Source organism: Nocardia iowensis, assembly GCF_019222765.1.
Classification (GTDB): Bacteria; Actinomycetota; Actinomycetes; order Mycobacteriales; family Mycobacteriaceae; genus Nocardia; species Nocardia iowensis.
In genome coordinates, this window is record NZ_CP078145.1 from 1,182,635 (window position 1) to 1,203,587 (window position 20,953).

Consider the following 20,953-nt stretch of genomic DNA (forward strand, 5'->3'; position numbering starts at 1 on the left):
AGCATACTGGACTGTTCGAGGTGGGCGAGTTGCGTCGCATTACCGACTGTTCGCGAAGATTGCGTACTGCGCGGCGGCCCGTTGGTGCACGTCGAGCAACTGGTTTCCGGTCACGAATCCGGCGAACTGCCGGTAAGCGACGGCACAGGTGAATCGTTTGATGCCGAAGTCGAGTGGATCGCGCTTGTTCTCGACGCAGGCCGAATCCGGAACGTTCGGGGGCGGATCGGTATCGTGCGATACCGGCGCGGGCATAAGGCGTTCGGCGACAATCCGCTTCGCCGCCGCCGAGTCGGATGTGCGGGCCACGATAGTGCCGTCGGAAACGGCGAACCGGTCCGCATTCATCGCGCGGAAGCGCGGTGTTGCGACGCTCAGGTCATCGGCGTGCTGCACAATGCCGCGTACTCGGTAGAGCGCTTGACTGCCGATGTCCGGTCGTTCGAATTTGTTGGGGTTCAACGCGCGACTCAGAAGCTGGTCGGGATCCCACGGCAGCTGATACAGCTCTTCTTCGGTGACCGGTTTCAGCTGGTCCAGCACGGGAAGCTGGGTGTCGTACGACTTTTCGGCCAGTGCGGTCAGCGCGTTCAGGTCTGGTCCGTTGGTAGAGACGAGAAAGGCGACGACGTAGGGCCCGTGTGCGAGGGTGACGCGCAGAAATGACGAGCCCGGACGCCAATGTGCGTGGGCGGCGGGGTACTTCGATAGCGGCACCGGCTGGTTCTGATCCCGGTAGGTGGCGAAATCGGCGTCGTAGAACTCGGCCGCGGCCGCGACCGCTCGCTCCGTGTCGGGAAACTGCATGACGATTGTCGAGATGGTCGTCGAGTTCTTCGCTATCTTGCTCGGCCACCCAGCCGTGATGAGTGAGGTCTTCTTATCGAAACCGGTTGTCCGCAAGCCGAACAGCAATTTGTTCCGCTCGGCGACCGGCTTCATGTCGCCTTCGTTTCCCAGCTCGGCGGGCAAGAGTCCGCGGGTGATCTCGAAGGGCAGCTGGGCATATTTCAGGTGCGGGTCTATTTCGTAGGCGGGTACCACATAGTCCGCCAACCGCATGGCGGCGACGTGCGGCATGCTGGTGAAATCGGGTTGGTAGTCGTCGTCGTGCGCATTGAGCGGCTCGGTGGGGTAGGAACCGGTATCGAGCTTGCGAATATCGACCTCGGCCGGTTGTGCGGTCCCGGACACGCTCGAGCCGCAGGCGGTGAGACCGACGGCCAGCAAGGCGACGATGGGTAGGACGAACGCGCGTTTCATCGGGCATTCACCAGCACGGTGTACTCGGCGGAGATCCGCTGTTGGGCATCCAGCAACTGGTGCGACGCCGAGAACGCGGCGTAGCGGCCGTAGGCCACCGAGCAGTAGAAGCGGATCGCCAAGTTCCCTCGGCCGATGTACTCCTGGCAGTCGGCCGCGGGCAGATTCGCCGGAGATTCGGCGCGCTTGAACCGCTTCGAGAGACCGCCGATGTCTTTCTGCAGTGTCGACGCCGCGGCGGCATCGCGGGCTCGATAGAGATCGACTCCGTTCGTCGCGTACCGATCGACGCCCGCTTTCTCGATGTCCCGGGCAGTGTCGGCCGGATTGTTGACGAAATGGAGCGCGGTGCGGCCGTGGTACGCGCCGGGCGGGTTCAACCAGGCATCTTCCTTCGGTCGCGCGATGGTGCGCTCGAGCATGCCGTCCATGTCGATCGGCAGGGTCATCAGCTGGTCGGGCGGGGTTGGACTGAACTCGGCGATGGACGGAACCACCGTGTCGAGGCTCTTCTCCACCAGCGCCACCAGTGCGGGTAGGTCGACCTTTTCGATGTAGATCTTCAGGTAGTCATAGATCCACGTATAAACGACGAATTTGCCGGTGGCGTACCACGATCCGATGGACTGCTGGTGCGGCTGCCAATGGGCGTGCGCCGCAGGGTACTTCGGTATCGCGACGGAAGTGTTTCGATCGCTGGCTTCGTAGTCGACCCGCTCCAGCGCCGCGGCGGCGGCCGCGGCCTTCTGCTCGTCCGGAAAGATCATCACCGCGTTCATCAAATCGATGCCACGGGCGTCTTTCTCGGTGCGGCCGTAGCTCTGGAAGCCCGCGACGAAGTCCGGTGCGGCCTCGGCGAACCGGTCCACGGCCATGATCTTGCCGAGGGAGTACTTCGGCTCGATGAACACCGTTGCTACGAACGCATTGCCGTGCACGAACCTGGGATCTATGTCCAGCGGCGCGGGCACGAAATTGCCCAGCCGCTCCGCCTCGATCATCCTGGCCTGTTCGAGGTTCTTCGCCGTGCCCAGTTGGCGCGGTTTCGTATCGTAATTTCCCACGTCGAGCAGGCTGAGATCGACCGAAGGGGCCGGGGCGTCCGTCCGCTCGTCCGAACCGCACGCGCCGCCGACAACCACCAGTGCCGCCGTCACGCTCGCGGCAAAGGCCGTCCGGAGCGGCGTCGGCTTCGCGCTGCGCTGCAACGTCCCTCCCCTAACGGCTGTGGTTCCCGCGGAATCCTACGTCACCCCGGGACTCGGCACCGGACCACAACTTTCGGGTCCAATCTCACAGACTGTTCGCCAGCAGCGCGTACTCGGCAGCCACCTTTTGCCGGACATCGGGTTCTTTGTCGCTGGTCACGACACCCACATACCGCTTGTACGTGACGTAGCACCGGAACCGGTACTCCCGCTCGGGATCGCCCTTGCTGTTGAGCTGCAGGCACTTGGCACCGGGAACGTCCCGCGGCGCGTCGAGCGGATCGTAGCGGGCGCCTTCGCTTTCCATCAGGCCCTGGGCCAGCCGCTGGGCGGCGGCGGTGTCGCGGGTGCGGGCGACGTAACTGTCGTCGGCGATGGCCTGGCGGTCGACGCCCGCGTCCTGGACCAGTCGCAAGTGCGCGGCTTCGTCCTCGGCGCGATGCACCATGTGGTTGGCGCCGAAGACGGCGAAGGTGGCGGTGTCGGGGGTGCGGCCCTTGCGGTCGGCGACGGCGACGCGGGCGAGCAGGCCCTCGGGATCGACCTTCAGGTCTTCGATCTTGTCCTGCGGCGTCGCCTGGAACTTGTCCAGCTGGGCGAGCTGCGCGGCCAGCGACTTCTCGACCCAGCTCACCAGGTCGGCGCTGTCGGGGTTCGGCCGCTGGATGAACAACGAGATGACGAATTCCTTGTGCGCCATGAAGGCGCCGACGGTGGGAACGCCTGGGCGCCAATGGATATAGGCATCGGGGTACTTGGTCGACGAAAGTTTTTGGTTCTCCGCCGAGACCGCGATGTCGACGTCTTCCAGCTCGCGGGCGGCGAGTTTCGCGGCCGCCTGGTCCGGGAAGCGGAACAACGCGTTGGTGACCGCGGTGGCGTCGGGTGCCGGGTTGGTCTGGCCGGGCGGATCGGGCTTATCGGCACCACTCGCGGCGTAACCGGTGATCAACTTCCGGTTGTCGAAAACCGACTTGGAGACCTTCGCGACGAAATCGAGCGCGTGCTCGGCACCGGCCACCACGGTGCTGCCCCGGCCGACGTCGAGGGACGGATCGATCTGCACGGTCGGGACCACCGCGTCGGACATCCGCATGCCCTCGAGTAACGCGGCCTTGTCGCCGGGGTACTGGTCGTACTGGTGCCGGTCGACCGGATAGGTGCCGACTTCCAGTTGGCGTACGTCCACTTCGCCCGCGGTAGCCGTGCCCCGCACGCCGCCGCATCCGGTCAGCAGACCGGCCATTGCGATACACGACGCGGCGAGCGCGATGCGCGATGCCCGAAACATGACGGCCCTCGTTTCCTCCACCTGCTGTCACTGAAGTTACCGGACGGACGCAGGGGAGGGGGTCGATAGTCGGTGGGATTGCCATACCCTTGTCGGTGTGGCGATCACCCTGCACCGCACCCTCGTCAGAGGCCGATACCTTTGATGGATCGGCAGGTCGAGGTGGTCTTCGGTACTCATGCGGTGGCGCGGGTCGCGGGGGCGGTCGTAATTGTCGGGCATCGCGGGCAGGACAGGCCGACACCGGATTCGCCTGCCGCGCTGGCGTTGGAATCGCTGGCCGAATTGGTTCGCGAGGCGACCGAGCACGAGCCCAACGGGCCGGGGGCGCTGGTGGCGCGGCAGGCCACGCGATGGCTGATGAAGCACGCCGAGCAGATCAGTCCAGGCGAGCCGATCGACTTCGGCATTCTCTCCGCCGCGGAAAACGGTGGGGTGGCGATATTTCTGCACGGTGCGGTGACGGCGGTGCTGGCCGGGGACGGAACGATCGAGCGTTATCGGGGCAGTGACGCGGCGTTCACCGTCGACCGGGTGGCGGGTGTGCCGCCGCGTGCGGTCGCGTTGTTCGTCGATGACGCGAAGGGGCGCATCCCCGAACTGCCCGTGCAGCGCGGCATCGGCTGGCTGGTCGAAGGCATCGTGCAGGCAGGCGGTGCGATCGTCTGGTCCGACGGCGCGCGCACCTGGGCGCCTGCGGGCGTGGCCGTACGCGGCGGGACGCACCGGCGCGACGATGAGGCGCCGGTGCCGACCGCGCGCATCGACCACGATCCGCCGCCGGAACAGCAGCCGCACACCGGAAGTCGGGCCACGACCGCCGCGCACGGTCCGGACACGGCGCAGGATCCGCAGCACGCGCAGACCCAATTGAGCGGCACCACCCCGACACCGCCGCCGGACCCGGACCTGCAGCGCCGGTTGGAAGCGACGGCGAAGGCCACGGCGCTCACCGTCAAGGTGATGGGATTCAAGTGCGCCCGAGCGCATCCCAGCGATCCGCGCTCGGCCTTCTGCACGGTATGCGGCATGCCGGTGGACCAGACTCAGCCGCTGATCGAGGTGGTCCGCCCACCGCTCGGCATGCTGATCCTCGACGACGGCATGACCTACGTCCTCGCCGCGGACGCCGTGATCGGCCGCGACCCAGAACATTCCGATGCCGCGCAGCGCGGTCTCGTCCCGCTGCGGGTGGACGACTCTTCCGGCGGCATGTCCCGGGCCCACGCCGAGATCCACCTGTTGAATTGGGATGTGACAGTGGTGGATCGGGGCTCGACCAACGGCACCCGTACCCGGCTGCCCGGCTACCGCGACTGGATTCGCCTGGCCCCCAACCAATCCATGGTGCTGGTCCCGGGCACCGAGGTGATGCTCGGCAATCGCGTGCTCCGCTTCGAGCACGCGGCCCCGCCACCGTTCGGCCGCTGAACCCGTTGCGGCTCAGGAATACCGCGACATGCAGGTGTTCTCGCCGTGCAATACGCCAGCCCGGAACGCGTCCACCCTGGCGAAGCCGCTCGGGACGGTCTGGCCCTCCGCGTCGCTGGCCGCCAGTCCGTCGGTGAGCAACCCGGACACCGCCTCGTCGAGATCGCCTGCGGCAAGACCGATATCGCCTTGCGAGGCGGGCCGGTTCGGCGTTGCGAGCTTGCCGGTGACCACGCCGGACAGGCAGGCCGCCCGCAGTCCGGCCTTGGGTCCGAGGAGTTGCTGGCCGTGGTTCTGCTGCACCGCGAGGGTGTAGCGGGAAATGAAGACGACATAGCCGTTGTAATCGCCGGTCACCTTCAATGGCAGCGGATCGTCGACGTCCCAGTTGGAGGCGCCGCGCTGGGCGAGGGCGGGAATGTCGGTGCCAATGGTGTTCTTGTCGGGGCAATAACTGACCGGCTCGGTGCCGGCGCCGCTGCGGCAGGCGATCTTGGCGCCGGAGTAGTCGTAGGTCGGCAACGGCTTGGTGGGCAGCAGGGCGGCGAGGGCCTTGCTGAGCTCGATCAGGTTTTCCTTGCTGATCGCGTACTCGCCGCGTCCGGGGTCGCCGGTGAAGTCCTTCGGCAGATTGCCGCGCCGCTGATTGACCTCATCGATATCAATGCCCTTGCAACCCTTCGGGCCGTCGGTGAAGCCGACCTGCACCGCGGTGACCCGCTCGAAGGCGGAGCCGTGCACGCTTTCCGGATCGTCGGGGTCGGAATCGCGGATGGCCACCGTGGCGGCGAGGACGGTATTGAGGCCGTCGGAGGTGTTGATGGTGAAGTGCTTGGATTTACCCTCGGCGACCGAGCGCATGAACGCGCCGGCGAAGCAATCGGCCTGCTGCTCCTTGACGATCACCGGATCCTTGCTGCCGACGAGCTTGGCCATGGTCTGCACCGCGTGCCCGTATTCGTGCGCGAGCACCATGACCACCGCCATTTTGCCGAAGGTTTTCGACATGGCGGGCAGCAGCACGGACCTGTCCCAGCCGATGGAGTTGTCCAATCGGCAGTAGGCGGCGTTCACCAGGTGAAAGGTGGTCTCCTTGCAGAATTCGAGTGACTCGCTGCGCGGCGCCTCGGCACTCCAGGAGACGAGTTTGTCGACCGGCTGGAAATCGGCGCTCTGGAATTCCTTGCCGAATTCGCTGCGCCAATAGGTTTGGATGTCGTCGACGGCGTTGAGCGCCAAGGTGTCCTCGGGGCCGCCGTCCCCATTGATGGCGGTGAGCGAACTGTCCTGGACACCGTCGCGCGGTCCGCTGGGCCCGCTGGTGGTGGGCAGGCCCGCCACCTTGAACGGGTCGTCGTAGATCGAGACGGCCCGGCCGTCCACCATTCGGGTACAGCCCGCGACCAGCAGCACAACGATCAGCGCGGCGGTAATGATCGCCGTCGCACGGGCTTTCGGCAAGGCTCCCCCTCGTGGTCTCCCGGGTCTGCTGTACCAATTAGTTTGACCGGCTCGGTGTTCGGCGCTTCCGTCGCGGTGTGTTCTTTGTCCTCGATGGGGGCCTCCCGGGCAGGGGCGACCTGATAGGCCGGTATCGCGTTCACATCGGTCGCCGGATCGGGGCAAAGGCGCGTCGGGGGCACCGCCGATGTCCGGGTGATGGAATAGTATCCGCTGTATTCCATAGCGAGGGTCTAACCCCTGGTCAGCAGGGGGCCTCCGTGCCGAAACCTGGCTCAAATCGTCACTTTCCCGTCACTTTCCCGATCCGGAGAGCTACGTCCCATACCCGAGCGAAGATCGAAGCCCTTGGGTTCGCACTGCGGCTTCACATCTCCATCGGCGTGTCATGATCGCGACACGCCGTTGACTTTTCGAAGTCAGCTACCGAGCCGCTACGCCGGTCAAGTGGCGAAGGTCACACGACGCGATGGTCCCTCGTAAGAGACAACCCCCGGAGTTCGCTCCGGGGGTTGTTTGCGTTCTCGGCCGGCTCAGTACCGTCCGACCAGGAACTCAGAGTGCACGCCGAGTTCGGTCAAGCCGTCCAGGATGAACCCTGCCTCGTCGGGGTCGCGGGCTACCCGATCGAACTCCACGAACCGGATTGTGTCTCCCGGTTGCACGCGCTCGATCAGGTGCGCCCAGTCTTCGCGCGGATCGTCCTCGGTGTAGGCATCGTGGAACACCTCATCGCAACCGGAGCGACGGAGGGAGACCACTTCGACGGTGAGGTCCCAAGGATGGGCGGCGCGGGCGTAGCCGTAGATCATGGACCCAGGGTAGCTACAGCGACAACCGGATAGGGTCACTCGTGCGCGCAGAGCCGTTGTCACCCCTGTGACCCGCATAGGCGGCTCTGCCGCAACCGGCCGCTAGAAATAGTCCTTCAGCATCTCGACAGACCATGAAGCTTGCCGGACTTCTCCGCGTGGACCGAACTCCGCAAACCACGGCTTGATGTCCAGCACGGGTGTTCCGTCCACGGCATCCAGTTCGGCAACGTGGAGGTCCAGGCCGTCGACCCGAAGCAGTCGAGTGCGGGAGACCCCCAGCCAGTTGAGCCGCCGCATATTCCTATGGCCGAAGATGCCGACCTTCGGCCACTCAGGATTGTCGCGGGCGCTTCGCGCACCGAAGTGCAGATCCGCTTGATCCGTGAGGTGGAACCGGAACACGATCTCAAGATGGCTGAACGCCTCCAGCCCCTGTACCGACTCTTCGGTGAACCGGGAGTCATCAATGCGAATGATCGCTTCGGTGCCTCCCCAGTGATCGTCCGTAGGTTCGCTGCGGCCACCAATCACGTGGGCAACCGGGACCACTTCGAACACTTCGTCAGCCATACAACCCCTGTTCTAATTTCCGATTGCCGCTAGATAGTCTGCGGCCTGCTCGTCAATCTCTTGTATATCGGCGATCGGTCGACCGAGGTAGGGCGCCACAGTTGCGCGTATCTCGCGGGCAACGTTACGGGTGCGACCCGACTGGACGCCGACCATTGCGTTAAGCGCTGACTTCCATGTGGCGCAAGCCTGTTCGAGGTCTCCGCTCTGAGCCTGCACGTTGCCAAGGTAGCCGAGCGTCACCGCGTGAGTTCGCGTAAACGTCCTGGCCTGGCGCTTGCGGACGCTGAGTTGAAACTGATCCGCGGCTCCAGTCAGGTTGCCCGCGTCACGCAATGAGCAGGCTGTTTCGTGTGCGAGGCTCGCTTCGGAGAAGAAGAACACACGCGCTGGCTCCGGGTCCGAACTGGACGCCGCCGCTAGATCTTGTTCTGCCTTCAGAAGTGCTTTCGCGGATTCCGTGGCCCGTCCCGCCGCGCTCAATGCCTTGGCGTGTACGACCTTGAGTAGCGCCCGCTCACGAGGACACGCGTCTTGGTAGCGAGCGCCGTCGACTGATGCTTCGGCGAGCTGTAGACCTTGCTGAGGGTGACCCAGATCGACAGCCTGATGTGCCATCGCCCGTAGAACATGACCAGCCAGCGGGGCGTCATTTGCTTCGGCTGCAAGCCTGGTCGACGCGGAGAAGAACCGTTGGGCGACGGAGTGTTCGTCGTTGTCGAACGCCATCCACCCGACCAGATAGGCCATCTCGCCCGCTGCGGCGAACATGTCGCGTCGCACGGCCGCGCTCGCGAAGGAACCCTTCAGGAAGCTCGTCACCTCGTTGGTGAGGTATTGAGCAAGCGCCGTCCGACCGTGCCCTCCGCCCAGGCGTTGATCCATCTGGGAGAACAAGACCATAACGTCCCGTACGGCTGTGACATCCGCTGCGCCTACCTGTCGGATTCCGGACTTCCGCTGCGATGAGGCGGGCATTGCCGGATCGAGCCAGCCCGGGAGCAACACGGATGCGCTGATGGCTGTGGAGTATCCGACACGTAGGAAAGAGCGCCGTTCCACATCAGCCCTTCCGAGGTTCACGAGCGTAGTGACAGGGTCTCGGATCTGACCGAAACGCTTTTCGTAACACGCTATGACATCGGCCGTGAGTGTGCGCTCTCCGGACTCGTAGTAGTTGAGGATGGACTTGCTGAACGGGACTTGGCCCGCCAACCCGCGTAGGGACACCCCAGCGGCTTGGCGGGCCGCTTGGAGCTGCGCCCCAAGGATCCTGTCGGGGGTGTCCATGCCCTCGATCTAACCGTTTTGTGGACACGTTGTGGACATGAATCCGTATATCTCCCGGGCTTTGGCTGCTTGTCTGGATGTGTGCCCGGTAGGTGCCTCGAGGTCGGACCGAGTCACCCTCACCCCTCAAACCGCCTGGGGGCCGGGCCACCTAATCCACTGAGCAGGGGGCCTAGGCCGATGAAGAACATTTCGTTTGGGGATACTCCAGTCTCTCGATGCGTCTACTACCGCCTGGTGTGCGGACTGGCCGCCAACATCGACCCACCCGGCTCTGGGCGGATCACCTTCCTTGCCGGGAGTACCGGCGCGGTAACGATGCCCGGATCGTTGGGAAGCGTTCTGCTCCAATACATGCAGCGTAAGGGCGTCGCGGTCGGCCCGATCGTGGCGCATGTTGGTTCCAACCGGTGGACCTTCCTGATTCGCCCGGATGTCCCCGACGACGACACACAGGTGTTCAAGAATCTGTTCCGGCTCAATGTCCTGATAGTCCGTGAGGGAGCTATCGCGTTGCCGTCACCGACCGGCGAACCCGGAGGCGGTAGTAGGCGGTGGATAGAACTACCACGCAACACTTTTCGCCCCTCAGGCCGTGTTGTCGTGGACGCGATCCTCGGGTGCACCGGGATCGATCGAGATTCGCGATCGTTGGCGGTGCATCGTGGCTGACTGCGGATGTGGATGCGGGTGTGGCCCGTGGATCAAGCTGTCAGCTTGCGCGGTCGGAGAGTGGAGTCCGACCGGTGAACTGATCAAGGTCCGCTGCCCTTCCATCTTCTGTACTGGCCTGGTCCCTCTGCTCAACGGCAGGATCGCCCCGCACGACGGCACGGTCCCCGGTCACTGCCCATGGATCGGCACACGGGTGATCGATGACTCCGCCGAATTCCTGCCCGAGGACGTTACGCAGACGCACAAGAAGCCAGGGGCGTGACCGTGGGGACGTTCGAGGAACTGCGGCAGCGCGTGACCGTGCAAGCCGCCCGCGCCGGATACGGGTTGAAGCGCAACAATCGTCCGCCCTACGGATGGTCGTTGATCAGCCAAGGCAGTAAGGAACCGGTGAAGTCGGGCGGGCTGGATCATCTCGAAAACTGGCTGACCGAACAGAATTCCACGCCCGAGGCCGAGCGGAAACTGTGATGGCGGGCAAGGCGGTGTCTCCGCATCCGGAAGAACCCGACGTGCACCTACGCGTCACCTTGGCGGGTGAACCACTCGACTTCGCTGCCTGCCTCACCTCCGCACTGTGTTTCGTCCAGGAGCAGCGCGAGAAGCCGTATTTCGACGCGGTGGACGTCGTCCCCGGAGAGACCACAGGTTTAGCGCGCTTGCCGAACGAACGACTGTACGAGGGGCCACGACCATGACGGACTCAGACGCGAACCGCACCACCATATTTGAGCAGAGAGGGCACTGTCCGTGTCGCACGAATCACGCCTGACAGAAACACCAATCGATCGTGCGGAGGTGCTGATGATCCAAGGGATCAATTCCGGCAAAGTGTTGATGCCGCTCGGCGACCAGGTTCTTGAGTGCATGGTTATGCGCTTCATCGGCATCCGCACCGCCCACCAGCCATACACCGGTCGTGAGTACGCCGTAGTAGGAGTGGCCGACGAAAACGTGCTCGACATAGTGGAATTGATGGTGGCGAACGCTCAACGTCTCTTCCCCGAGCGAATGCGCGGCGTGCGGTTGGTCAAAGGCAGCGATTCAGACTCACGGCACCAAGACGCACCCGTCGGCCAGCCCGAGCCGAAGCCGGGGGTGTGAGATGTCGAAATTCGAGGAACAGCATCAGCGAGTGCTTATCCAGGCAGGCCGCTTCGGGTATGCGCTAGCGCGTCAGCCTTACGGATGGGAATTGTTCATACCTCACGGACCTAAGACCGTGGTGGCTTCGGGATCGCTGGATGATCTGGAGAACTGGCTAACCGACCGGAGCACGAACACCAGCACCAACGCCGACGACAACCGCGCCGATACCGTAGTCGAATTGCGGCCAGTCTCCCCCGAGCATGTGGGATCAGATGAGTACAAGGAGACCAGAGCCGAATTCCGGTGTGCCGCTACGGTGTGGGAGGAAGCGGGAGAACCCCAGTCCGGCCCGGAGTTCGACAGGCTGACCGTCGCGCGTGAGCGATTCATTAGTGCTCAGCGTCCCGAGCCCGCCAACGGCAAAGACCAGCGATGAGCACGAGTCAGATGCCCGACCCGGCGGCCGACCCCTACAGGCTGGAGATGGTGCCGGAGGTCGAAGGGCTCGGGCGCGGTCCCGCGCTCACCACGGGCACGCTGGACCACTGTGCCGAGCATCTGGAAACCTCCGCCAACATCTTCGTCAATGCCAAGTATCCGATGACTTGGTTCGATGATCACACGTTCTTGGTCGAGTGGCCCGATGCCCGGTTCCTGTTCCGTATCGTGTCCCAAAGCGAGCCGATAGGCATGGAACACTAAAGGCTTACACCACAACAGGAAAGGGGTAGACGTGGGTGACGACGAACAGCTGAGTATGGATCTGGGTGTCGAGCAGACCGCGTGGGGTAAATGGGTCGACCCTGAACGCCGCAAGAGACAAGCCCAGAAGTTCATGGACCGCGCGGGCATTCGTGAGATTCCTGCGGAGCCGTGGCCCGAAGGTGATCCCGAATTAGGAAAGATTGACGCCGCTGTCGCTGATCTATTTCCGGATATGGCTACCGCAATGACGCCAGGGAACGCGGACATAGCCGATGCGTTCATATGCTTTCTCGGTGAATGCTTCATCAGGTTCGCAGGCGCACACTGGGAAGACTACGAATGGTTCGGCCGCGAGAACAGTTTCTACGACGATGTGAACCCGATGCTGGAATACGGATTCGATACCGAAGGCGACACTGCTTACGGGTTGATGAGTCTCATGATCAAAGACTATGACCCGGCCGATGGTGGAATGTTCTCCGGCATGGTCGAGATGATGCGAGAGTTCGCGGAAGAATACGCAGCGTCAGCCAAGGGCACATAACTCGCTCGGAAGTTCACATCCAGGGGGGCGGTCATGCCCGATGAGTACGACAAGATTCGCGAGGAATTCAATCCGCCTGAACGTGGAAGAATCTTCGAGAACGGTACCGAAGAAGTATTTCATGACCAAGAAAAAGGGTACGTCAGTCATCCGGCCCCGTACACCACCTCGTTTGGCCCTAGGAAATTTGACAAGGCTAGGGCTGACGAGTTGGGCAAGGTTCACGCCCTCGACGATAAGTCCGGCCAGGTCGGCAGCAAGAACGATCTTCGAGAACTGGCAAAAGACCGCGAACTGCTGGCGTCACGCGAGATAGAGACGCTGACGATTCGGACCGTCGCCGGTGAGAAAGTGTCGGCGGCATACGAAAGGGGTCTAAACGAGTTACGCAAAGAATTCGGAGCCCGAGTAATTCAAGTCGAGCTGACTCGGGAACAGGCTCGTGACGTGTTCGCAAAGGGGATTGCTCGCGAGAAAGATGCACGACAACTCGAATTGCCAGGGGTTGCACAGCAAGCGCGTGAACAAAAAGGTGTAGACCTTCAAAAGCGCCGGGAGAAGCAAGTCACGCTCGCGAAAGCGCGTGAGGTAAAGGGCAAGTTCCAGGCGGTGCAAAAGTTCAGCCAAAGCGCTGAGCGTGGCCGAGCTGAAGCTCCACAACGCATACAAGCTGAACGCGCACAGCAGGCACAAGAGCGGGACGAAAGGGCTAAGACTCGTGAAGCACCCGAGACTGAGCGCGAGCGCGTTTCGCGTGAAGCTGCCGAGAAGACGGTAAGAGAATTTCAAGAGCGCTTGAAGACCGGCCCGGTCCCATCCGCTGGGAAAGCACCCGAGAAGACCACTCCGGAACGGGGGTCACCCGAAGCTGCTAAAGCGGCCCTGGTTGAACAAGTGGAGCGTGACGCCGCCCGTCTCGCGGCACGGGAGTTCCCGTTCCCGGTGCCTGCTCGGCCCCAGGAGCGAGAAACAGTCGAGATCGGGGAACGATCTACCCCGGAGCTGAATCAGGCTGCCAGCGTGGAACGTGAAGCGGCAGACAAGGCGCGGGCCGAGCGTGAAGCCGCCGACAAGGCTCGCGAAGCCGCCCAGGAACGGGCAAAGGCATTGGAACAAGCCCAGCTGCAAGGCATCTCACCAGAAGTCAAGAAACTGCTTGCGTTAGGTCAAGCCCACCCGCCGACAGCGGCGGTAGAGACGAAGCCGGGTTACGCGCCGGGCGTCGAGCGTGGCGGTACAGGGCAGGGCAGAGACCCACGCACGCCCGAAATCGGGCCACGCACACAATGATGCCGAGATACAGGCCGAGCCCGATCCGAAGGAACCGATCGACGACGGCCGAGCCGACTCACTTCGTATTCATATGAGTAGTACGTCGAAAGCGAAACCGCTTGTCCTGCACTAGGTTGCGCGGCACAGTTGGCCGCGCGTAAGGTCGGTGCTCCAACCGAATAGTGAACCCCGGCGGTGCTGGTAACACCCCGGGGTTCGGACCCAAGACAGGACCTTGGATCGTGCACAAGTCTAGCCTTTTCAGGCTCGCGTCCACCAACGGACGCCACCCCGCTTTCCCTTCCAGCCGGCCGCCCGGTCTTCGAGCGTGACGCTCGTTCTACTGCGCTGAGCCCATCGGCTCGCGCGTTCACCGCGGCCCCGGCTAGTACCTATCGCGACCCGCCGTTCCGGCACGGGCGGATAGGTCAGTTCTCGGTGCGCCGCCCCCTTCCTTCACTCCGTGCGCCCGGGAGATCCCTACGGGTGGATCGCCTAGCCCGCGTTGCCGTCGCCCGTCAGAGGGGCCGCAGCAACCTATTCCGATCACGAGCGGTCACCCGGTAAAGGCGGACTCGGACGGGGCTGACGTGGCAGTCAGACCGGCCGCTCGGAACATCCCAGTCCCGACACGGCCGAGTAATGCCCGGCGTGTGTGGCCTAACCGAAGCGATCCGATACGACCGACCAGGCGTGCGCTCGGGCTACCCGTTGCCCTCGCGGTAACGGGGTAACCCTGCCCTCGCTCACCTCCACTCCCTCCCAGGTGAGAGGGGTTGTCTCCGAGACGATTTAGCACTTTGTTGCCGGTAGGCGGCTGGCTGAGTACTATCGCCTCCGCGGCCAGCGTTTGGCCCTTCGTTTAAGATCCTCCCGCCCGTGCGGGGGCGTGACCGCTGACCGGCTCAGTGAATCGCGCTGAAGAATCCGTTCCTGCGATCTGTTCCACCTTTACTGACGACAAGATCCGCCTAGCCGGGGCTGGACCTTGGTTCAACCAGATTTCGATCTGGTCGAGCTGAGGCTGCCCCCGTGCCCCCTCTCTCGATCAGCGAGAGGAGCAGGATCTGAATGGACTGGGCCACAGTCGCTCTCGGTGTGGGCATACCGACCACGGTTGCCGCTCTCGTCCGAGGATGCATCTTCTTCTACGCCCTCCGGGGGACGGACCCGAAGGACCGGCCTGCGATCATCCGGGCACTCGGACGGATGCACAAGGATGCGCGCCCTGAACTGCCTCCGATCCGCCGCCGGGATGTCGACAAACCTGAATTGCCAAGTGGCTCTTGACCTAATCACGGTTTGCGAAGCGGCGGAGTGGCCTGCCCGCTCACCTCTACCCTTCCGGGCTGATCGACGTCCGGCAGTGCCAGAAGGGCGATCCTGGACGCCGAAACGTGGGCATCGAAGGGCTTTGCGATCTTGATATCGGCTGAGTAATCTCAGCGCTGGACGTGTCCCTCCTCGCCGGAATACAAACGGGGTAGGGGGGATTGCTCCCCACCGCTGCTACCGGCGCAGCTCGTGGCACCCGCAGTCTCCGCCCGGCGCCAATCGGGCGGCAGGATGTTCCGAGAGATAACCCCACGAACAAGCAGGAGATGGAACGGGCTCAAGGGCTACCAACCCATTCAAGATCCCGCCGCGCCGGTAGGTCGGACCTTGGTTCACCAGACGAAGCATTTCGTACTGGTCGAGCTAAGGCCGTCCATTTGCCTCTCGACCAGAATTCCCAGAGAGGCAAAACATCAGTGGACCAATACACACTCGCTATCACAGTCATTGCGGCTGTGAGCGGTGCAACCGCAGCCGTAGCAACTGCGGTTGCCAAGGTTGTCGTTACCAAGAACAAGATCAGGATCCTCCGTGAGGCACTGAAGGACGTTCCTGGTGCGGAACGGCCGGCGGTCCTGCAAGCGCTCGCCGAGGTATTTTGAGTTGTCGAACCCCTGTCGAACATAGGTTCGACTCGAGGTATCGTCGGCACATGCCTCAACTCTCTCGTCGCGACTGGGCGAAAATGAACCTGGAAAACGTCCGTGACCAGCTGCTTGACGCGGCAGCGTTCGGGAAGTACTTGCCGCCGGAGCAGCTGGAGCACGCGGCGGGGAAGATCGGCGAAGGGCTTCGAGTCTTCATGGAGTTGACGCCCGACCCTAGTGGGTTCGAAGACGGCGAAGCCCCTGGCAGCGCGAAAGGCTGCCAGGGGCAATCGTCTATCCGAGGGTTCCACCATTAGGGACCTCGGGCTTGTAGTTGATGTTCTGTACGTCGCGTGACCAACGGGACACGATCATGGATGACAGCCGGGTACCGCCGCGGATCGAGCAGTACGCGGAGCTGAACGTGCCGTTGTTGACCGGCGAGTACGCGATGCCCAGTCGAACTGTCTTCCAGTGGCTTGGGGCGGCCGGGTCGTCTTCAGCTGGCATGTGGTCGAGTACGAAAGTGTGCGAAAACGCGCTGCTCTGAGGGAAGTTCACCCCGAGCAGTCCCGACTGCTCGAACGACATGTTCGCCATCGCGTGGAACCGGCGGGCCGTGTACAGCGTGCCGTTCGAGTTGATGACCTCGATGGTGTACTGCGGCAGAATCGGGTTGTAGGTCGTCACCACCGTGAAGTACGGCGGGGAAATGATCGGGATAATCGTTTGGTTCAATGTGTAGCCCGACATGGTCGCGTGGACATCCACGCGCCACAACCCGCCCGCCCTCAACACGATTCCGTTCGTAGCTGGATCGACCACGGCTCGTTTCGAGGGGCCGAGGGCGGTATCGAAAGGCGCCACAACCCATTTCGACGGCGGTACATCCCAGTTGTAGCCCATGAACGCTGAGCAGTGACCGGAAGCTTCCTTGATCAGGTCCGCACGGTTACGCAGTGAGTTCTGACCGTCGTAGTGGTCAGCCCATGTCACGGCCTGTTTCTGGCGGAACAGCCCCCATCCGTCGACCGCTTGGCCGAGGCCGGCACGGGCCGGGTTGGCGATGGTGTCTTTGACGTTCCCGGGTGTGTGCTCGCGGGCGAACTTCTCGCCGATGACGTACGCGCCATCCGGGGCGGGGAGGTGCGGAGTCGTCATCCCAGTGTTCCCCCGTTGGGCACGGTCGGTTTCACGACCGGGTTGTCGGTCCCCAGGTCCCAGCGGTTGACGCTCAACGCCGAGCGGAGCGTCCCGCCGTAGACGGTGGCGGAGTTCTTCGGGTGATAGACCGAGACCGTCACGTAGTAGGCGTCGTCGGCGGGGATCACGAACGTATGGCTGAAAGCCGCTGTCTCCGCACCGAGTTGGGTAATCACGATGTCGTACTCATGCGCGGTGAAGGTCTTGTTGTCGCCGACCTGCTTGACTTCTACGAGCACCGCGGCGGGGGTAGCCCCGCCGCCCCAATCGGCAGGTGCGGGAGCGAAGGTTACGTGAGCATCGCTGCGCCACAGGCCCTTTGACTTGAAGCGGATTCCATTGAGGAACTTCTCAGCTCCCTTGCTCGGGCCGAGCTGTTCATCGAACGGGAGTGTCACCCACTTGCCCCCGAGGACATTCCAAGAGTTCCCCATGAACAGTGACTGATATCCGGAAACAGATTCGAGCAGATCCAGACGGTTACCCATGTCGGCCTGGCCGTCGCGAACCGTGTCGGCCAGTTCCGCGAGGTTGTCTTTGATGCCGCCGAATTCGCCTGCGGCGGCGTTGTATTTGATGCGTGCCGCACCGGTGATGGTCGGCAACACCGACTCGCGTGTGATGTCGCGGGAGAACTTCGACCCGATGACGTACGCCCCGTCAGGCGGGCTAGCGCCTGGAGCCGTCATGTGACGTTTCCTTACCTAGGTAGAGAGGTTGGGCGACGTGGCGGGCGTCGGCCCGGGACGTTTTCCCTGATCCATTCGTGTAGTTCCTCGATGTGGTCGAGCGCGATCTTCAGCAGTGACTTCGTGTTCAGGTTCTCGGATTCGAGGACCGCTACTCGTGAGGTCAGCGCTTCCACCTGTGAACGCAGCGGAGCGACCAGAACGACCGCCGTGTCTGCGATGATCCGGGCCGCCTCCGCGTCCACCATTCCGCCCTCCGCCTCGGTCTTCCCTGCGGCGGCTTTCGCCTGCCTGCGGTTGAACCAGGCGGTCACACCGGCCCCGGCAGTGCCGGAGCCGATGACCGTTGCGACCGTTTCGAGGATTCCTCCCGAGGTCACGCCTTCTCTACGGGCGTCACAGCCGGCCGAATCCACAGACCCGCCAACAGCGGCGACACCAGGGCATAACCCTGCGTCGCGAAGTCCACCCACGCGGTATCAACCGCCTTGCCAGCGACGACAGCCACGATCGCCGACACCGCGACCAACAGGCCGCGGATCAGCGCGGGCTCCGGGACGCGTGCAAAAGTCTCAGCCATTCCAACCTCACTTCAATTCGATAGCGTGATCCCGGTCCGGAGTTGGGTCCGGGATCATTCCAGCCGCCCGGTACTGGGCGATCATCGCCGCATTCTCAGCGGCAGTCAGTGACCCGATATCGGGGATAACCCGGGTATCGGGTGCGGGTGCGTCGATCGGCACCCAGGCCGTCGACGCATTCCACTGCGACTGCGGACCGGCCGCAGGCTTCTGGAACTTCTTCACCTGGAGTTCCGGATGATGCCGAAACCCGAGTTCGTACAGATGTTTCGACCATCCCCGCAGGATGTCCGGGTGGGTCACCATCGGCGCACCGCCGACGTTCGGAAGATGGATCAGAGCCCAGAGTGCATGTTCTTCCGGGCTATCCGCATCACAGTTGTCTTGGCTCGGAATGCCGATGCTCACACAACCCCTAGCTGCTGTAGTGCTGACAGAATGTCTCGTAGCTGATCGAACGCGGCCATCATCGGGTCTTCTGGCTCACGATGGCCGATATCTATTTGCCAGCCAGACGGCCCATCCGAGGTGTACTCATACGAAATCTTGGTGACACGTTCGACGTACACCAGGTTTTCCGGCATCCCCAGAACCGTCGTGCCGACTCGATCGCCGAGCCAAAAATCTCCTTGGCCTTGATCACCCAATCTGTATGGCACCGAATCAGCGATCTTGACCGAATGGGCAGTTCTCCGGCGCGATGCCCAGAGGCCAGCACGGAGAGCCACCAAAGCCGCCAAGGTATAGGCGCGATCGCCGCTTCCCGATCCCCACCGCTCGTAATAGTGGGTCCAACCCAATTCTTGTGCCCGGGGTACGTCCTGCCACGATTGAAATGCGGCTACGACATCGGTGTATAAAGGCCGGAGTATCATCTCCACGGCGGAGCCGATTTGTGATTGGGTGATCAACGACCCGAGGAACCCAGCGACCGCGATAATCGTTGCCCCCAGGGCCTCGTTCACGCCAGGGGCGGAATGTCCACCGATTACGACTTTCGTATCGGTAGCCTCGTAATAGATAAACTCAGATGACTCGATGCCCGTATACGGAGACTCTTCGAACACAACCCAAGGAGCCTCGGCCATGGTGCCGCGGAAAGCCGGATCGTAGTACTCATCGGGGAAGTTCGGGTTCGCGACGACATCGCGGTTTTCGGTGAGGCCATCGGATCCGATCGAGGTAACCATGCGGGCCAGGCCATTGATCAGATCGCCATCAAAGCTCGTACCGTTCGTCCAGGCGCTTTTGTCTTCGATACCGAATACGAGGCATCCCGGCTTCAATTTTGCCCCCGGCCACGGAGGCGGATCGCCGGGCAGATATCGACGTGCTTCGACGTGGAGTTGACCGTCCTGAAGAATCTGCTTCGCGACATCGTGGAACGGTTTGAACCGGGAGAACACCAGTGCAAAGACGGATCGGTCGTTGAGAATCGAGAACGGCTTAACAACCATTGACCATGTTGTCTGGTCAAGGTTGAACCATTTCGACGGGTCGAGCGGATCGTCGGGAAGTGACCACCACGATCCTTCTTTTCTCATGACGGCGAAAAGGAGGGTTATGCACAAACTCCACCGTGCAGGCCCGAACACTGCCCATATCTTCGGGAATTGTAGTTCCGGGGGGAGCCACGGATTCGAAAATATGATCAGGTGCTTGAGGTGTTCATAATCGTGGAGAAATGAAACTTCGAGGTATGTCCGGCCGTCTTTCTCTTTGACAACCTTGTAGTTGTCCATGGCGCCGGACCAACGTGCGCCCTGTTTGTCGAACGTCACGATCACGTTCTTCTTCTCGCGCCCGCGATGGTTGATGATCCATTTCGCGATGTAGTGCGACAGGGACAGCTTGAGGTAGGCGGTGCCGGTGTCGTTCTCGACAAAGGTGAACCCGTGGGCCAATTCGCCGACTACTTCACCGAACAGGCGCATGTCGCCGTCCCAGATCCGGATCAGTGCTTTGCGAAGCCGATCCTGGACCCACTGCGCCTTGCGGGCTTGGATCTGCCGGTGAACCTCGTTGAGGTCGACAATGGTTGACTTCACCAGAGCCCCCACGGGCGGCTCCACGGCCTTTTGAGACGGAGCTGGATCTTCGCGCCGACCGGGGCTTGTGCGATGGTGACGGGCAGCTGGGCGTTGCGTGTGTAGGGCGGGATCGGATGGCGGAACCGCACACCAGCCATCCGTGCCCATACCTGGGAGCCCGACCAAGACACGATCTGCGGGGACCGGGGGTCTACATCGACCTCGATGTCCTCGCCCTCTACGAGGCTCGGCATGACGATTCGCCGGGCGGCGAGATCGTCGTTGTGCCAGGAGAAGTCCGGCAGTACGACGCGCGACGGTGCCGACACCAGCCACATCGGCCAGACGGGTTGATCGGTCGGATTGAGCTCAGCGATGTCGAACCCGTGGGTCACCGCGGCCGGATTGATGTCTCCGTCCTTGATGAGGGGCGTGGTCGTCAGGTCGCGGTCGAGAACCCATTCATAAACGCTTTCTTCGCCGTACCAGAACGGGTCTCCGGCGATGACCGTCATCAACGTGAGGTTGACCGGGTTCAGCGTCGGGTCGGTCGACATGTCGACCAGCGGTGATTCCCCCAGTCGGATCGAGAGGTAGCGCCGGCCGGAATCGGTGGTCACCCACAGCTTGCAATCCCGCTCGAACGACCAGGCTTTACGCCACGCGCTGTCGCGATCCAGCCATGTCCGGCCGGGCTCTGGATCGTTCAGGATCTCGACACCGAACACGATGTCTCGGCGCATGATCTTGTGTGCCAGGTACCGAGCACCCGGCAGGTTCGCCGGTTCCTCCCACACCGTTCGCACGGGCGGGTCGTATATTCCGTCTAGTGAAGTCCCGAGGTAGACGCCTTTATCCCCGGCGTCGGGGCCAGCGAGCGTGAACCATTCTCCGTTCACGCCCTCCAGCTCGAC

At 62.8% G+C, this 20,953-nt stretch carries 23 protein-coding genes; 9 read left to right on the plus strand and 14 right to left on the minus strand.

Annotated elements, in window-relative coordinates:
* Nucleotides 1-39 precede the first annotated feature (39 nt).
* From KV110_RS05190 to KV110_RS05200, 3 genes are all read right to left on the minus strand, one after another.
* Complete coding sequence (locus KV110_RS05190; RefSeq protein ID WP_218473911.1) at nucleotides 40-1,263, minus strand: DUF7373 family lipoprotein; 1,224 nt, start codon at nucleotides 1,261-1,263, stop codon at nucleotides 40-42.
* Nucleotides 1,260-2,471, minus strand: a complete 1,212-nt coding sequence (locus tag KV110_RS05195) for a DUF7373 family lipoprotein (RefSeq protein WP_218473913.1) — start codon at nucleotides 2,469-2,471, stop codon at nucleotides 1,260-1,262. The genes KV110_RS05190 and KV110_RS05195 overlap by 4 nt, the downstream gene beginning before the upstream one ends.
* Nucleotides 2,472-2,556: 85 nt before the next feature.
* Complete coding sequence (locus KV110_RS05200; protein ID WP_218473915.1) at nucleotides 2,557-3,762, minus strand: DUF7373 family lipoprotein; 1,206 nt, start codon at nucleotides 3,760-3,762, stop codon at nucleotides 2,557-2,559.
* A 144-nt stretch (nucleotides 3,763-3,906) separates the two neighbouring features.
* On the opposite strand from KV110_RS05200, the gene KV110_RS05205 reads away from it, so the two are divergent.
* Nucleotides 3,907-5,193 carry an FHA domain-containing protein gene (locus KV110_RS05205; protein WP_218473917.1) on the plus strand — a complete coding sequence of 429 codons (1,287 nt, stop codon included), beginning with the start codon at nucleotides 3,907-3,909 and terminating at the stop codon, nucleotides 5,191-5,193.
* A 12-nt stretch (nucleotides 5,194-5,205) separates the two neighbouring features.
* On the opposite strand, the gene KV110_RS05210 is transcribed toward KV110_RS05205, so the two are convergent.
* The 4 genes from KV110_RS05210 to KV110_RS05225 form a co-directional block, all read right to left on the minus strand.
* Entirely contained in the window at nucleotides 5,206-6,654 is a 1,449-nt protein-coding gene (locus tag KV110_RS05210; RefSeq protein ID WP_218473919.1) for a neutral zinc metallopeptidase, read from the minus strand.
* A 533-nt stretch (nucleotides 6,655-7,187) separates the two neighbouring features.
* The gene (locus KV110_RS05215; protein WP_218473921.1) at nucleotides 7,188-7,466 is read right to left on the minus strand and encodes a recombinase family protein; all 279 of its coding nucleotides are present in this window, start codon (nucleotides 7,464-7,466) and stop codon (nucleotides 7,188-7,190) included.
* 102 nt (nucleotides 7,467-7,568) lie between these two features.
* The gene (locus KV110_RS05220; RefSeq protein WP_218473923.1) at nucleotides 7,569-8,039 is read right to left on the minus strand and encodes an SAM-dependent methyltransferase; all 471 of its coding nucleotides are present in this window, start codon (nucleotides 8,037-8,039) and stop codon (nucleotides 7,569-7,571) included.
* Between the two features lie 12 nt (nucleotides 8,040-8,051).
* Complete coding sequence (locus KV110_RS05225) at nucleotides 8,052-9,329, minus strand: NsdA family TPR-like regulatory protein (RefSeq protein ID WP_218473925.1); 1,278 nt, start codon at nucleotides 9,327-9,329, stop codon at nucleotides 8,052-8,054.
* A gap of 933 nt (nucleotides 9,330-10,262) precedes the next feature.
* Here KV110_RS05225 and KV110_RS05230 point away from each other — a divergent pair.
* The 8 genes from KV110_RS05230 (at nucleotide 10,263) to KV110_RS42010 (ending at nucleotide 15,853) form a co-directional block, all read left to right on the plus strand.
* Nucleotides 10,263-10,475: a hypothetical protein gene (locus tag KV110_RS05230; RefSeq protein ID WP_218473927.1), complete on the plus strand. Its 213-nt coding sequence runs from the start codon at nucleotides 10,263-10,265 to the stop codon at nucleotides 10,473-10,475.
* On the plus strand, nucleotides 10,475-10,702 hold the full coding sequence (locus tag KV110_RS05235) for a hypothetical protein (RefSeq protein WP_218473929.1): 228 nt from the start codon (nucleotides 10,475-10,477) through the stop codon (nucleotides 10,700-10,702). The genes KV110_RS05230 and KV110_RS05235 overlap by 1 nt, the downstream gene beginning before the upstream one ends.
* Nucleotides 10,703-10,754: 52 nt before the next feature.
* Nucleotides 10,755-11,108: a hypothetical protein gene (locus KV110_RS05240; protein ID WP_218473931.1), complete on the plus strand. Its 354-nt coding sequence runs from the start codon at nucleotides 10,755-10,757 to the stop codon at nucleotides 11,106-11,108.
* 118 nt (nucleotides 11,109-11,226) lie between these two features.
* Nucleotides 11,227-11,529 (plus strand): hypothetical protein, encoded by a 303-nt coding sequence (locus KV110_RS05245; RefSeq protein WP_218473933.1) that lies wholly within the window; start codon nucleotides 11,227-11,229, stop codon nucleotides 11,527-11,529.
* Nucleotides 11,526-11,795: a hypothetical protein gene (locus KV110_RS05250; protein WP_218473935.1), complete on the plus strand. Its 270-nt coding sequence runs from the start codon at nucleotides 11,526-11,528 to the stop codon at nucleotides 11,793-11,795. Before KV110_RS05245 ends, KV110_RS05250 begins: the two co-directional genes overlap by 4 nt.
* Before the next feature lie 31 nt (nucleotides 11,796-11,826).
* Complete coding sequence (locus KV110_RS05255; protein WP_218473937.1) at nucleotides 11,827-12,342, plus strand: hypothetical protein; 516 nt, start codon at nucleotides 11,827-11,829, stop codon at nucleotides 12,340-12,342.
* Between the two features lie 33 nt (nucleotides 12,343-12,375).
* Entirely contained in the window at nucleotides 12,376-13,632 is a 1,257-nt protein-coding gene (locus tag KV110_RS05260; protein WP_218473939.1) for a hypothetical protein, read from the plus strand.
* Nucleotides 13,633-15,601: 1,969 nt separating this feature from the next.
* Nucleotides 15,602-15,853, plus strand: a complete 252-nt coding sequence (locus KV110_RS42010) for a DUF6374 family protein (RefSeq protein ID WP_357940895.1) — start codon at nucleotides 15,602-15,604, stop codon at nucleotides 15,851-15,853.
* Here KV110_RS42010 and KV110_RS05265 read toward each other — a convergent pair.
* Genes KV110_RS05265 through KV110_RS05295 form a run of 7 tightly spaced genes read right to left on the minus strand, consistent with a single transcriptional unit; the run spans nucleotide 15,831 to nucleotide 20,938 of the window.
* Nucleotides 15,831-16,697: a hypothetical protein gene (locus tag KV110_RS05265; RefSeq protein ID WP_218473941.1), complete on the minus strand. Its 867-nt coding sequence runs from the start codon at nucleotides 16,695-16,697 to the stop codon at nucleotides 15,831-15,833. The genes KV110_RS42010 and KV110_RS05265 overlap by 23 nt on opposite strands.
* Entirely contained in the window at nucleotides 16,694-17,428 is a 735-nt protein-coding gene (locus tag KV110_RS05270; RefSeq protein WP_218473943.1) for a hypothetical protein, read from the minus strand. The genes KV110_RS05265 and KV110_RS05270 overlap by 4 nt, the downstream gene beginning before the upstream one ends.
* A gap of 11 nt (nucleotides 17,429-17,439) precedes the next feature.
* Complete coding sequence (locus KV110_RS05275) at nucleotides 17,440-17,808, minus strand: hypothetical protein (protein WP_218473945.1); 369 nt, start codon at nucleotides 17,806-17,808, stop codon at nucleotides 17,440-17,442.
* Entirely contained in the window at nucleotides 17,805-18,008 is a 204-nt protein-coding gene (locus tag KV110_RS05280) for a hypothetical protein (RefSeq protein ID WP_218473947.1), read from the minus strand. The genes KV110_RS05275 and KV110_RS05280 overlap by 4 nt, the downstream gene beginning before the upstream one ends.
* Nucleotides 18,009-18,015: 7 nt before the next feature.
* The gene (locus tag KV110_RS05285) at nucleotides 18,016-18,417 is read right to left on the minus strand and encodes a phage gene 29 protein family protein (protein WP_218473949.1); all 402 of its coding nucleotides are present in this window, start codon (nucleotides 18,415-18,417) and stop codon (nucleotides 18,016-18,018) included.
* Nucleotides 18,414-20,069, minus strand: a complete 1,656-nt coding sequence (locus KV110_RS05290; protein ID WP_246634354.1) for a Gp37-like protein — start codon at nucleotides 20,067-20,069, stop codon at nucleotides 18,414-18,416. The genes KV110_RS05285 and KV110_RS05290 overlap by 4 nt, the downstream gene beginning before the upstream one ends.
* Nucleotides 20,054-20,938 carry a phage tail family protein gene (locus KV110_RS05295; RefSeq protein WP_246634355.1) on the minus strand — a complete coding sequence of 295 codons (885 nt, stop codon included), beginning with the start codon at nucleotides 20,936-20,938 and terminating at the stop codon, nucleotides 20,054-20,056. The genes KV110_RS05290 and KV110_RS05295 overlap by 16 nt, the downstream gene beginning before the upstream one ends.
* Nucleotides 20,939-20,953 lie beyond the last annotated feature (15 nt).